The sequence below is a fragment of the Pararhizobium sp. DWP3-4 genome (assembly GCF_049898205.1).
In the GTDB taxonomy this organism is placed as follows: domain Bacteria; phylum Pseudomonadota; class Alphaproteobacteria; order Rhizobiales; family Rhizobiaceae; genus Pararhizobium.
This window is the reverse complement of the sequence record NZ_JAFCXF010000002.1, coordinates 673501-685943: the sequence shown is the minus strand read 5'-3', so window position 1 is coordinate 685943 and position 12443 is coordinate 673501. Positions and strand designations below refer to the sequence as shown.

11 protein-coding genes are annotated in these 12443 nt (G+C 62.5%); 2 read left to right on the top strand and 9 right to left on the bottom strand.

What is annotated here, in order from left to right; translation table 11 throughout:
- Positions 1–108 precede the first annotated feature (108 nt).
- Together ACP7E6_RS08475 and ACP7E6_RS08470 are read left to right on the top strand one after the other, a co-directional pair.
- Positions 109–1467 carry an Nramp family divalent metal transporter gene (locus tag ACP7E6_RS08475; protein ID WP_426229262.1) on the top strand — a complete coding sequence of 453 codons (1359 nt, stop codon included), beginning with the start codon at positions 109–111 and terminating at the stop codon, positions 1465–1467.
- Positions 1468–1713: 246 nt separating this feature from the next.
- Complete coding sequence (locus ACP7E6_RS08470; protein ID WP_426229261.1) at positions 1714–2790, top strand: Tim44 domain-containing protein; 1077 nt, start codon at positions 1714–1716, stop codon at positions 2788–2790.
- A 53-nt stretch (positions 2791–2843) separates the two neighbouring features.
- On the opposite strand, the gene ACP7E6_RS08465 is transcribed toward ACP7E6_RS08470, so the two are convergent.
- The 9 genes from ACP7E6_RS08465 to ACP7E6_RS08425 all read right to left on the bottom strand — a co-directional run bounded on the left by ACP7E6_RS08465 (position 2844) and on the right by ACP7E6_RS08425 (position 12219).
- Entirely contained in the window at positions 2844–3203 is a 360-nt protein-coding gene (locus tag ACP7E6_RS08465; RefSeq protein WP_426229260.1) for a hypothetical protein, read from the bottom strand.
- Positions 3204–3707: 504 nt separating this feature from the next.
- Positions 3708–4268, bottom strand: a complete 561-nt coding sequence (locus ACP7E6_RS08460; RefSeq protein WP_426229259.1) for a YdeI/OmpD-associated family protein — start codon at positions 4266–4268, stop codon at positions 3708–3710.
- 370 nt (positions 4269–4638) lie between these two features.
- On the bottom strand, positions 4639–4929 hold the full coding sequence (locus ACP7E6_RS08455) for a GIY-YIG nuclease family protein (protein ID WP_426229258.1): 291 nt from the start codon (positions 4927–4929) through the stop codon (positions 4639–4641).
- Between the two features lie 380 nt (positions 4930–5309).
- Positions 5310–5600, bottom strand: coding sequence for a GIY-YIG nuclease family protein (locus ACP7E6_RS08450; protein ID WP_426229452.1), 291 nt, complete (start codon positions 5598–5600; stop codon positions 5310–5312).
- A gap of 518 nt (positions 5601–6118) precedes the next feature.
- A complete protein-coding gene (locus tag ACP7E6_RS08445) occupies positions 6119–8335 on the bottom strand; it encodes an FAD-dependent oxidoreductase (RefSeq protein WP_426229257.1) in 2217 nt (738 codons plus the stop codon).
- A gap of 183 nt (positions 8336–8518) precedes the next feature.
- On the bottom strand, positions 8519–9727 hold the full coding sequence (locus tag ACP7E6_RS08440; protein ID WP_426229256.1) for an acetyl-CoA C-acetyltransferase: 1209 nt from the start codon (positions 9725–9727) through the stop codon (positions 8519–8521).
- 46 nt (positions 9728–9773) lie between these two features.
- The gene (locus ACP7E6_RS08435) at positions 9774–10103 is read right to left on the bottom strand and encodes a type II toxin-antitoxin system PemK/MazF family toxin (RefSeq protein ID WP_426229255.1); all 330 of its coding nucleotides are present in this window, start codon (positions 10101–10103) and stop codon (positions 9774–9776) included.
- Complete coding sequence (locus ACP7E6_RS08430) at positions 10103–10363, bottom strand: AbrB/MazE/SpoVT family DNA-binding domain-containing protein (protein ID WP_426229254.1); 261 nt, start codon at positions 10361–10363, stop codon at positions 10103–10105. The genes ACP7E6_RS08435 and ACP7E6_RS08430 overlap by 1 nt, the downstream gene beginning before the upstream one ends.
- 59 nt (positions 10364–10422) lie before the next feature.
- Complete coding sequence (locus tag ACP7E6_RS08425) at positions 10423–12219, bottom strand: acyl-CoA dehydrogenase C-terminal domain-containing protein (protein WP_426229253.1); 1797 nt, start codon at positions 12217–12219, stop codon at positions 10423–10425.
- Between the last annotated feature and the right edge of the window lie 224 nt (positions 12220–12443).

Here is a 12443-nt window from a genome sequence, read left to right as displayed (position 1 = left end):
TCTCTGTTTGCTGAAAAAAGCATGATCGATGAAATATAGCATATTGCATAATGTTTTGCCTTGGCATAGCTTTCGGATAACAGACCATTCCGCATCCGGAGACCGTGCATGTCCAATTCCGAAGCCGCCCTTCCACAGCAAAAAAGCTGGACCTTTTCCAGCCCCAAGGAGGATGCGCGGCCAAGCCTCCCCGAAGTCAATGCCAGCATCCCCGTGCCCTCCGGTGGCGTCTGGTTCCGCCGCCTGCTCGCCTTTATGGGGCCGGGTTACATGGTGTCGGTCGGCTACATGGACCCGGGCAACTGGGCGACCGATATCGCCGGCGGTTCGCAGTTCGGCTACACGCTGCTGACGGTCATCCTGCTGTCCAACCTGATGGCGATCCTCCTGCAGGCGCTGGCCGCCCGTCTCGGCATCGCCACCGGCCGCGATCTTGCCCAGGCCTGCCGCGACACCTATTCCAGACCCGTCAACTTCATGCTCTGGCTTGCCTGCGAAGCGGCGATCATCGCCTGCGACCTTGCCGAAGTGATCGGCACGGCGATTGCCCTGCAGCTTCTGTTCGGTATTCCGCTGATCGGCGGCGCGCTGATCACCGCGGCCGATGCCTTCCTGCTTTTGCTTTTGATGAACAAGGGCTTCCGCTATCTCGAGGCGTTCGTCATCGCGCTTTTGATCGTCATCGCCGGCTGCTTCATCGTCCAGATCGCTGCCGCCGCACCGCCGATCGCCGCCGTCCTCCACGGCTTCTTGCCCTCGACCGAGGTGGTCACCAATCCGGCCATGCTCTACATCGCCATCGGCATCATCGGCGCCACCGTCATGCCGCATAATCTCTATCTGCATTCCTCGATCGTCCAGACCCGCAATTACAAGCGCACCGACGAGGGCAAGCGCGATGCGATCAAGTGGGCGACCACCGACAGCACGATTGCGCTGATGCTGGCGCTGTTCATCAACGCCTCCATCCTGATCATTGCCGCGTCCGTCTTCCACGCCAATGGCCGCACCGATGTGGCCGAGATCGGCCAGGCCTACGAACTGCTGTCGCCGCTGCTTGGCCTTGGCATCGCCTCGACGCTGTTTGCCGTGGCGCTGCTGGCCTCGGGCCTCAACTCGACGGTGACGGCGACGCTGGCCGGCCAGATCGTCATGGAAGGCTTCTTGCGGCTGCGCATTCCGCAATGGGCCCGCCGCCTCATCACCCGCGGCATCGCCATCGTTCCGGTCGTCGTCGTCACCTGGATCTATGGCGAGAAGGGGACCGCCGAACTTTTGGTGTTCAGCCAGGTCATCCTGTCGATGCAGCTGCCCTTCGCGGTCATTCCGCTGGTGCGCTTCGTCTCCGACAAAAAGAAAATGGGCACCTTCGTCATCCCGAAATATGTCGCGGCCCTCGCCTGGATCGTCGCCTCGATCATCGTCGTGCTCAATCTCAAGCTGCTCTACGACACGTTTATCGGCTAAGGCGGATCTGCCAAGCCGGGACGGGGAAAGGCGGCGTGTGTGCCGCCTTTTTCTTTGGGGATTATCGCCCGGATTCAACCCGCGGGGATAATTTCCGAGGTGTTTTTCTGCAGTGTCACCCGCATTCGATGGCCGCTTTACCGTGAACTGCGGCGCAAAACCCTTCAATTCGCCGCTCGATGCCCCCATATGGGATGCAAGAGGCGCGCGCTTGCGGGCCGGGAGTGAACGATAGGATTGGGTTTCATGTTGAGAGTTGGACGCGTTCTTGCGACCTTTGCGGTCGCTTCCATGGTGATGCTGACGGTGGTCGATCTGGCCGAGGCCCGGCGCGGCGGCAGCAGCTTCGGCAGCCGCGGCACCCGCACATTCTCCGCACCGCCGGTCACCCGCACGGCGCCGGCGGATGCGACGCCGATCAACCGGACAATGACCCCGCAGAACCAGGCGACGACGCCCGGTGCCGCCGGCCAGCAGAACATGGGCCAGACGGCCCGTCCCGGCGCCCAGCGTCCGGGCGGCTTCTTCGGCGGCTTCGCAGGCTCGATGCTCGGCGGTCTCGCCCTTGGCGGCCTGATCGGCATGATGATGGGCAATGGCTTTGGCGGCATGGCCGGCATGCTCGGCATGCTCTTGCAGATCGCGCTGATCGGCGGCGCCGTGATGCTCGCCTTGCGCTTCTTCCGCAATCGCCAGACGGCTGCACCGGCCGGCTACGCACCGCGTGGAGCGGGTAGCTCGCCGATGCAGGGTTTTGGCACACAAGGTCAGAACTCGGGCTCCGGTTCGGGCATGCCGTCTTTCAAGATCCCGTCCATCGGCGGCGGGGCGCTTGGTGGAGGTGCTCCCGGTGGAGCCGCGACCGCTGCCGCCCGCCCGGCGCAGCCGCGCGTCGCCGATGATACGACCGACGAGATCGGTGTCGGCGGAGAGGATCTTGGCCAGTTCGAGGCGATGCTGAAACAGGTTCAGGCTGCCTACGCCGCCGAGGATTATGCCACGCTGCGCAAGCTGACGACGCCGGAAGCGATGTCGTGGCTGGCCGAAGAGCTGAGCGACAACGCCACCAAGGGCCTGAAGAACGAGGTCCGTGACGTGCACCTGGTGCAGGGCGATGTCGCCGAAGCCTGGAACGAGGACGGCGATGACTATGCGACCGTCGCCATGCGCTACGAGAGCATCGACGTCACCCGCGACCGCGCTACCGGCCGCGTCGTCGAGGGCGATCCGGACAACCTGACGGAGACCGTCGAACTCTGGACGTTCCTGCGCAAGCGCGGCGGCGACTGGCAGGTCTCGGCCATCCAGGGCATGGCAGCCTAAGCGCCGCACCCACCACCACTTCGATCTTCGACCGCCGGCACTGCCGGCGGTTTTCATATGTACTCGGCGTCATCCGGTAAGCCGGCAAGTCTGAACATTTCCCTCAAGGTTGCCGACTGACGCCGCGGCTCCTCGCGGATGCAGGGCGGAAAGCACCGGTGATAGCGGCCGGACGTTGCCTGCGTCTCCGAAAGAAAGCCCCGGCAGGCCTTTGCGCGGCGGCAGGGCGAGAGGCTGCAGGTCTTCCAATAGCCAAGCGAACTGGCGCTGACCTGTAGTATTTTCTGGCACTCCTGCTCCTGCTGGCGCTTCGTCAACCGGTGGAATTCGCCCCAGGTGAAGCCGGGGATATAGGGCTTGGCATCGCGTTCAGCGTCGTTGCACTGCTGTTCCTCCTGCCTTCTGATCTTCATCTCGCCTTTCCTTTGCGCATGTTTCTGCGGTCACGCGGCAGTTTTGCCCGTGTTGAAATTCGTGGAGAGCCCACACGAGTGCGAAACCTCATTTTGTGTTTTAGTGCGTGGCTCCGCACTCGCGTGGCCTTCGGCGTTCGCTCGGGGTGTCCGGCCCCTACAGGTGATTGCCTCGCCTCGCTGCATGGCTTTCTTCACGGCATCCTTTCGGGATGCCCGGCCACTTGCACGGCTCAACCGAACCGGGCCTGGCGGCCCGGGGGAGGCTTGATAGGCGGCGCTGCCTAAAGACAGGACCACCATGGCATTCAACTCCCTGGCCATTGCCGCACGTTACGGATCAAACCAGGGCGCCGGCCTCCACCTGCCCGCGACCGTCTCGCGAAACACTCCGGCGGCGGAGACGGGAAGAAGTATGGCCGCATTTTTCAGGCCGGGGATGAATGGGGAAGATTTTTTATCAGAAATGCCGGGCGCAGCGGCATTGGGCGGCTAAGGCAGGCTTTATTCGTCCCCGCCGAGCCGGGCGAGGGCCTTCTCGACACGGGCCAGACGGTGCTTCGGCGTGGTGGCTTTCAGGAGCGGCAGGATCAGCGCGTATTGGCCGGTTTTGTCGAGCGCTGCAAATGCGGCGGCGGCTTTCGCATTGCCGCTCAATGCCGCCGCCAGGTCCTCCGGCAGCCCGGCATTGCGCTGCGGCTCATAGGCCACCGCCCAGCGTCCATCGGCCTTTGCCGCAGCCACTTCCGCAAGGCCGGCCGCCTGCATCCGTCCGGCCTCAATCAACGCCGCCACCCGATCGACATTCAACCGCGACCACGGACTTTTGCCCCGCCGGGGCGAATAGCGCTGCAGATAGGACTGTGCGTCAAACCCCTTCCGCTGACTGTCGATCCAGCCGTAGCAAAGCGCGACATCCAGCGCCTCGCCAATGCTGATCAGCGGCTTTTTGGCGTTCTTCTTGGCGATCAGCAGCCAGATGCCGGGGGACTGGGCGTGGTGGACGGCAAGCCAGGCGTCCCATTCGGCTGGGGTGGTGAAGGCGTGGGGGGTGAGGGCGTCCATGGATGGTCCGGGTTGGGGTGTGGCGGCGAGTGTATCGGGTGTGCGGCGTATGGCTAGGGGGTTAGCGGCGTCCGAGATATTTGCGAAGAGGAGCGCCCCGCAGTCAGTTGGTTGGCGTCGGCGGCTCCCCAAAACTCCGTCATGCCTGTGCTCGTCACAGGCATCCAGCCGCCGCGCGTCTGCGTGGCGAGAGAACGCCTCAAGAGAAGCGAGTCTTGCGCGCCGCAGACGCGGCGCACTGGATTCCTGTGACAGGCACAGGAATGACGGAGGAGAGGGAGGTGCCTCGGCCGACAGAGCCGAGTGTGAGGAGCCTATGAGACGCGCTGTATAGTCTGGGGCGGCGCATTCAAGGAGCGCCACCGCCCTCTCACAGCCCATGCAGATAATGCGCGATATCCTCCCAGTTGGGGTTCATCGCCTCGATCAGGTTGAGCTTCCACTGGCGCGGCCATTTCTTGATGGTCTTTTCCCGGGTGATCGCCGCCGTTACCAGATCATATTCCTCGAACCACACCAGCGTCTTGACGCCGTAGCGGCTGGTAAAACCCTTGGTGAGTTCGTTCTGATGCTCGAACAACCGGCCCGGCAGATCGCTCGTCACGCCGGTATAGAGCGTGCCGTTGCGCTTTGAGGCAAGGATGTAGACGTAGCCTTTCATGGCGGGAAAGGTGCGGCATGGGCGGCGGGCTGGCAAGAGGGTTGGGCAGCTGTTGTTTGGAGGGATGGTGCCCACTAGCGGCATCCTCGAGAGGCTGCGGACCGCTTTCGAAGGCTGTGGTTTGCACGCGGCAGCCTCCCCACCCTCCGTCATGCCTGTGCTCGTCACAGGCATCCAGCCGCCGCGCGTCCGCGCGGCGAGAGAACGCCTCAAGACAAGCGAGTCTTGCGCGCCGCAGACGCGGCGCACTGGATTCCTGTGACGGGCACAGGAATGACGGGAGGAGGGGGAGGCGCCTCGGCCGACAGAACCGATTGTGAAGAACGTGCAGGAAGCAATGAGCAACGGGGAGAGCACATTCAACAAGCACCACCGCTCTCTCACAACCCATGCAGATAATACGCGATATCTTCCCAGGCCGGGTTCATCGCCTCGATCAGGTTGAGCTCCCACTGGCGCGGCCATTTCTTGATGGTCTTTTCGCGGGTGATCGCCGTCGTTACCAGATCATACTCCTCGAACCACACCAGCGTCTTGACGCCGTAGCGGCTGGTAAAACCCTTGGTGAGTTCGTTCTGATGCTCGAACAACCGGCCCGGCAGATCGCTCGTCACGCCGGTATAGAGCGTGCCGTTGCGCTTTGAGGCAAGGATGTAGACGTAGCCTTTCATCGCGGGAAGGTGCGGCATGGGAGGTGGGCTGGCAAGGGGGTTGGGTGGTCGTTGTTTGGAGGGATGGTGCCTGGTAGCGGCATCTTCGAGAGGCGGCGGGCCGCTTCCGAACGCTGTGGTTTGCACGCGGGCAGCCTCCCCATCCTCCGTCATGCCTGTGCCTGTCGCAGGCATCCAGCCGCCGCGCGTCCGCGCGGTGAGGGGGCTTTCATGTTTGCGGCGAGTCTCGAAGAGAGTCTTTTGCGCCGCAGACGCGGCGCACTGGATTCCTGTGACAGGCACAGGAATGACGGGGGAGAGGGAGGTGCCTCGAGCGAAAGAGCGGAGTGTGAGGAACGTGCAGGAAGCGACGGGCAACTGTAGGGAAATACCTGCAAGATAAGGACGGCGTCGCCAGCCACCAGATGCAGAGTGCAGGTCCGTCGCCGCGTTCCACCTCACGATGCAGGATATTTGCTGAGACAGGCCCCGCAGGGCCTGTCTGATCATTTTGAGAGCCCGATATCAGGCGGCCTTTGTCAGGCGGCCTTGGCGGCTGCCGCGTACGGGTCAAACCGGCCGTAGAACGTTTCGCCCTTGGCGGCCATGTCTTTGAGCAGCGGCGTCGGCTGGAAATGGTCGCCGTAAGTCGCGGCCAGCTTTTCGCAGAGCGCCACGAAGGTCTTGACGCCCATGCCGTCGATATAGCTCAGCGTGCCGCCGGTATAGGGAGCAAAGCCAAAGCCGAGGATCGAGCCGACATCGGCTTCGCGCGGATCGGTGACGATGCCTTCCTCGATGGTGCGGGCGGCCTCTAACGCGATGGTGACGAGGAAGCGCTGCTTGATCGTCTCGACGTCGAAGCTTTCGGCCGGCTTTTGCGGGTAGAGGTCCTTCAGGCCCGGCCAGAGCGACTTCTTGGCCGGCTTGGCCGGATAGTCGTAAAAGCCCTTGCGGTTCTTGCGGCCGCGGCGGTCGAGATCGTCGACCAGTTTGTTGATCAGCGTCATGTGGCGCGGATCGACCGAGCCTTCGCCGAGATCGGCGATCGAGGCCTTGAGGATCTTCTGGGAGAGGTCGATCGCCACTTCGTCGTTGAGCGACAGCGGGCCGACCGGCATGCCGGCCATCTTGGCGATGTTCTCGATCATCGCCGCCGGCACGCCTTCGATGAGCATGTCATAGGCTTCGTGGATATAGCGGAAGACGCAGCGGTTGACGTAGAAGCCGCGCGTGTCGTTGACGACGATCGGCGTCTTCTTGATCGCGGCGACGAAATCGAGCGCGGTGGCGAGCGCTACGTCGCCGGTTTCCTTGCCGAGGATGACTTCCGTCAGCATCATCTTCTCTACCGGCGAGAAGAAATGGATGCCGATGAACTGGGCCGGGCGCTTGGAATTCTCAGCAAGGCCGGTGATCGGCAGGGTCGAGGTGTTGGAGGCGAAGATGGCGTCCTCCGCCAGCACGGCCTCGACCTTTTCGATGACGTCCTTCTTGACCTGGCGGTCTTCGAACACGGCCTCGACGACAAGCTTGACGTTCTTGAGGTCGGTGTAATCGGCCGACGGGGTGATGCGGGAAAGCAGCGCTACCGCCTCGTCCTGCGTCAGGCGTCCCTTACCGATGGAATCCTTGACCAGCCCTTCCGAATGGGCCTTGCCCTTCTCAGCAGCTTCGATGTCGCGGTCGATCAGGGTGACCTCGATGCCGGCGGCAGCGGCGACATAGGCGATCGAGGCGCCCATGAAGCCGGCACCGACGACCCCGATCTGCTTGAGGTCCGACTTCGGAATGCCGGCCGGGCGGCGGGCGCCCTTGCCGAGTTCCTGCATCGAGATGAACAGCGAGCGGATCATCGAGAAGGCTTCGGTGGTCTGCAGGATCTCGGTGAAATAGCGCTGCTCGATCTTAAGCCCCGTATCGAAGGGAACCTGCAGGCCTTCATAGACGCATTTGAGGATGGCAAGGCCGCCCGGATAGTTGCCTGCGGTCTCGCGGCGCAGGATGGCGGAGGCTGCCGGCCAGAGCTGGGCTGCAGCTGGCGTCCAGATGCCGCCGCCCGGAACCTTGTAGCCCTTTTCGTCCCAGGGCTGGACGGGTTTGAGGCCGTTCTTGATCATCGCCTTGGCGGCATTGATCAGTTCGGCCGGCTCGGCGATCTCGTGGATCAGGCCCATCGCCTTGGCGCGCTGCGGGGTGAGCGACGAGCCGGTCGTCATCATCTGCAGGGCGTCCTGCGCATTGGTCAGCCGCGGCACGCGCTGCGTGCCGCCGGCGCCCGGGAAGATGCCGACCTTGACCTCGGGAAGGGCAAGCTTCACCGATTTCGAATTGGCGGCGACGCGGCCGTGGCAGGCGAGCGACATCTCAAACGCGCCGCCCATGCAAGTGCCGTTGATCGCCGAGACCCACGGTTTGCCGGATGTTTCGAGCTTGCGGAACAGGCCGGTCATCTGGCCGGTCAGCTCGAACAGTTTTTGCGCGGCGTTATCGGGGTCGAGCTTCTTCTGCTCGGCCTGGAAGGTAAACATGCCCTTGATCATCGACAGGTCGGCGCCGCCGGAGAATGTCGACTTGCCGGAGGTGAAGACGACGCCCTTGACGGCCTCATCGGCCACGGTCTGGTCGACGATGGCGTCGAGTTCCTTCATCACCTCGACGGTGAAGACGTTCATCGACTTGTCGGGCATGTTCCAGGTGACGAGCGCAATGCCGTCTGCGTCGGTTTCGATGGTGAAATTGGTATAGGTGGTCATGATGGGGTTCTCTCCCTTGAAATCTTGGCTTCGCTCGATGCCGCCGCCTGAAATTGGGGCGATCCGGCCGGGTTGAACCCCTCCCCCCTTGTGGGGAGGGGTTGGGGAGGGGCTTCCTGCCGTGCGGCGAAAACCCCTCCCGGCCCTTCGGGCCACCCTCCCCACAAGGGGGAGGGAAAGGCCTCACACCCGCTCGATGATCGTCGCGGTACCCATGCCGGCGCCGATGCAGAGGGTGACCAGCGCGGTCTGCAGGCCGCGGCGTTCCAGTTCGTCGAGCACGGTGCCGAGGATCATCGCGCCGGTGGCGCCGAGCGGATGGCCCATGGCGATGGCGCCGCCATTGACGTTGATCCTGTCATGGCTGATGTCGAAGGCCTGCATGTAGCGCAGCACGACGGCGGCAAAGGCCTCGTTGAGCTCGAACAGGTCGATATCGGCAATGGTCATGCCGGCCCGCTTCAACAGCTTTTCGGTGACATCGACCGGGCCGGTCAGCATCAGCGCCGGATCGGAGCCGATATTGGCGAAATGCTTGATACGGGCGCGGGGTTTTAGCCCCATGCTCTCGCCGCCGGCCTTGGAACCGACCAGCACTGCCGCCGAGCCATCAACGATCCCGGACGAATTGCCGGCATGGTGGACGTAGTTGATACGCTCGATTTCCGGATGCGCCTGGATGCCGACGGCATCGAAGCCGCCCATCTCGCCGGGCATCTGGAAGGACGGGTTGAGCGAGGCGAGGTTCTGCATCGTCGTTGCCGGACGCATATGCTCGTCCTTGGCAAGGATAGTGATGCCGTTCTGGTCTTTTACCGGGATGACCGACTTGTCGAAATAGCCGTTGTCCCAGGAATGACCGGCGCGCTTCTGGCTCTCGACGGCATAGGCATCGACGTCGTCGCGGGAGAAGCCATATTTGGTGGCGATCAGGTCGGCCGAGACGCCCTGCGGCATGAAATAGCCGGGGAAATTGACCGATGGGTCCATGTACCAGGCACCGCCGGACATGCCCATGCCGACGCGCGACATCGATTCCACGCCACCGGCAATGACGATGTCGTCGGCACCGGCGGCGATCTTGCCGGCGGCGAAATTGACGGCATCGAGACCCGAGGCGCAGAAGCGCGAGATCTGCATGCCCGGCGCCTTGTTGGAATAGCCGGCCTCGAAGGCGGCGGCCTTCGGGATCACGGCACCGGCCTCGAACACCGGATCGACGCAGCCCATGATGATGTCGTCGACGGTCGACGTATCGAGCCCGTTGCGGTCGCGCAGCGCCTGCAGCACTTTTGCGGCCAGACGCGGCGTCGGCACTTCGTGCAGCGCTCCATCCTTCTTGCCCCGGCCGCGCGGCGTGCGCACGTGGTCGTAAATGAAGACGTCGGTCATTGTTTCATCTCCCTATAGCGCTCAAGGCGCTCTTTATTCGTCAACTCTATTCGAACAGTGCCGAAACCCGGGCCAGAACTTCATCCGTGATGAAGTCCGGTGCCCTTTCAAAAAACCGGCCGCCCCGTGCTTTCATATCGACGGCTCTAATCTGATGACAAAGAATCACACCTGTGGCCTCAGTGCCTGCTCCTGTCAGCGAAACGGCAAATCCGGACGTTCGGGCGAACTGGCCGCCACTCGTAATGGGTGCGACGATTTGGGTGCCATTTTGGTTGATAAGCCTCGGTGTGAGGACCAAAGCATAACGCGCTTTGGCCTGCTCTCGCCCGCGTGTCGGCTCCAGATCGACAAACCAGATATCGCCCCTATCCATCAGTCTATGATCTCGTTGCCAACTGACGGCATATCCAGCCATTCTTGTTCTTCGGCCGTTCTTTCAGGCCAAGGGGTCCATTCGGCGATCAGCTCCTCCAGTGTGTACTTCGGCCGCGCCCGGGCAACAGCGACGATCTTGCCGTCCTGCGCGGTCACGTCCAGCTTTGTATTGGCCTGAAGCCCGAGCTCTTCGAGGACCGGCTTGGGAACCGTCATCATCACCGATCCGCCCACATTGCGTAATGTCGAAACAGCCATTTTCATCTCCATCGGAAAGTTATATCAATGTATAACTTTCCTCGGGTTTGTCCAAGACCTCAAAAGGCCGCCGCATCGAGCGCCATCATCGTGTCAGCGCCGGTTTCGATGCGGGCTTTGCGCAGCGCGGTTTCCGGCATGATGCGTTCCATGAAGAATTTGGCGGTGACGAGCTTGTTCTTCAGGTAGGCTTCGCGACCGCCGGCGCCCTCGGCCAGTTTTTCCTCTGCCGTCTTGGCGATCTTCGCCCACATGTAGCCGAGCACGACGAGGCCGAAGAGGTGCATGTAGTCGGTGGAGCCGGCGCCGGCATTGTCGGGTTTTGCCATGGCGTTGCCCATGAACCACATGGTGGCCGCCTGCAGGTCGTTCAAGCCTTTCTTCAGGCCCTTGGTGTAGACGGCCAGCTTCTCGTCGGACCGGTTTTCCTCGCAGAAATCGCCGATCTCCTTGAACAGCGCGGTGATCGCCCGGCCGCCGTTCAGCGCCAGCTTGCGGCCGACGAGGTCGAGCGCCTGGATGCCGTTGGCGCCTTCGTAGATCATCGCGATGCGGGCATCGCGGACATACTGGCTCATGCCGTGTTCTTCGATATAGCCGTGGCCGCCGAAGACCTGCTGGGCCATGACGGCGTGGTCAAACCCCTTGTCGGTGAGCACGCCCTTGAGGATCGGCGTCATCAAGCCGAGGATATCGTCGGCTGCCTGGCGGTCCGCATCATTGTCGCCGCGATGGGCGATGTCGGATTTCAGTGCGGTCCAGAGCGTGAAGGCGCGGCCGGCTTCGTTGAAGGCCTTGATGGTCATCAACGTGCGGCGCACGTCGGGATGGACGATGATCGGGTCGGCCTTCTTGTCCGGCGATTTGACGCCGGAGAGCGAGCGGCCCTGGATGCGGTCGCGGGCATAGTTGGCGGCGTTCTGATAGGCGACTTCGCTGACCGACAGGCCCTGCAGGCCGACGCCGAGGCGGGCTTCGTTCATCATCACGAACATGGCGTTGAGGCCCTTGTTCTCCGTGCCGATGAGATAACCGACCGCATCGTCATAGTTCATGACGCAAGTCGAATTGCCGTGGATGCCCATCTTGTGTTCGATGGCGCCACACGAAACCGTATTGCGGGCGCCGACCGAGCCGTCGGCCTCGACATGGAATTTCGGCACGATGAACAGCGAAATGCCCTTCACGCCTTCCGGCGCTCCCTCGATACGGGCAATCACCAGATGGATGATATTGTCGGCCATGTCGTGCTCGCCGGCGGATATGAAGATCTTCTGGCCGGAAATCTTGTAGGAGCCATCGCCCTGCGGCACGGCCTTGGAACGGAGCAGGCCGAGATCGGTGCCGCAATGGGGCTCGGTCAGGTTCATCGTGCCGGTCCAGTCGCCGGCGACCATCTTCGGCAGATAAGTTGCCTTCTGCGCATCGGTGCCGTGGACGAGAATGGCTGCGATGGCGCCTTGGGTGAGGCCGGGATACATGGTCAGCGCCATGTTGGCAGACGACATGTATTCGCCGATCGCGGTGTGAAGCGTGTAGGGCAGGCCCTGGCCGCCGAATTCTTCCGGGACCGAGAGCCCGAGCCAGCCGCCTTCGCGGTACTGGTCGAACGCCTGCTTGAAGCCCTTGGGCGTCGTGACCGTGGCATCGTCGTTGCGCTTGCAGCCTTCCTGGTCGCCGGACAGGTTGACCGGGAACAGCACTTCTTCGGCAAGCTTGGCCGCTTCGCCGACGATCGCCTCGATCATGTCGGGTGTCGCATCGGCAAAGCCGGGAAGGTTGTTGTAGCGCTCGATACCGAGAACGTCGTTGAGAATGAAAAGCGTGTCTTCGACCGGGGCCTTGTAGCTGGGCATGTCTCGTGTTCCTCACCTGTAGCCGTGTCACGGGGCGGCTTCTCCAGCAGCGCTCCATGAAATTTCCATCATGCTACAAAACTTTGACGTGCGCGTAAACGTCAAAGTTTATGGACGTGGCAAAATTTGATCCATCGCCGGAATCGGAGGGTCGCGTGTGCCGAAATGAATTCGGGAGGTCTCCCGATGCCAGCACGCGCGCAAATCGTTAAAAAATTTTCAGT

Coding starts and splice junctions, on each gene's coding strand:
- ACP7E6_RS08430 (WP_426229254.1), bottom strand. CDS start 10,363: ATGGCTGTTTCGACATTACGCAATGTGGGCGGATCGGTGATGATGACG.
- ACP7E6_RS08475 (WP_426229262.1), top strand. CDS start 109: ATGTCCAATTCCGAAGCCGCCCTTCCACAGCAAAAAAGCTGGACCTTT.
- ACP7E6_RS08470 (WP_426229261.1), top strand. CDS start 1,714: ATGTTGAGAGTTGGACGCGTTCTTGCGACCTTTGCGGTCGCTTCCATG.
- ACP7E6_RS08445 (WP_426229257.1), bottom strand. CDS start 8,335: ATGACCACCTATACCAATTTCACCATCGAAACCGACGCAGACGGCATT.
- ACP7E6_RS08465 (WP_426229260.1), bottom strand. CDS start 3,203: ATGAAGATCAGAAGGCAGGAGGAACAGCAGTGCAACGACGCTGAACGC.
- ACP7E6_RS08440 (WP_426229256.1), bottom strand. CDS start 9,727: ATGACCGACGTCTTCATTTACGACCACGTGCGCACGCCGCGCGGCCGG.
- ACP7E6_RS08460 (WP_426229259.1), bottom strand. CDS start 4,268: ATGGACGCCCTCACCCCCCACGCCTTCACCACCCCAGCCGAATGGGAC.
- ACP7E6_RS08425 (WP_426229253.1), bottom strand. CDS start 12,219: ATGCCCAGCTACAAGGCCCCGGTCGAAGACACGCTTTTCATTCTCAAC.
- ACP7E6_RS08455 (WP_426229258.1), bottom strand. CDS start 4,929: ATGAAAGGCTACGTCTACATCCTTGCCTCAAAGCGCAACGGCACGCTC.
- ACP7E6_RS08435 (WP_426229255.1), bottom strand. CDS start 10,103: ATGGATAGGGGCGATATCTGGTTTGTCGATCTGGAGCCGACACGCGGG.
- ACP7E6_RS08450 (WP_426229452.1), bottom strand. CDS start 5,600: ATGAAAGGCTACGTCTACATCCTTGCCTCAAAGCGCAACGGCACGCTC.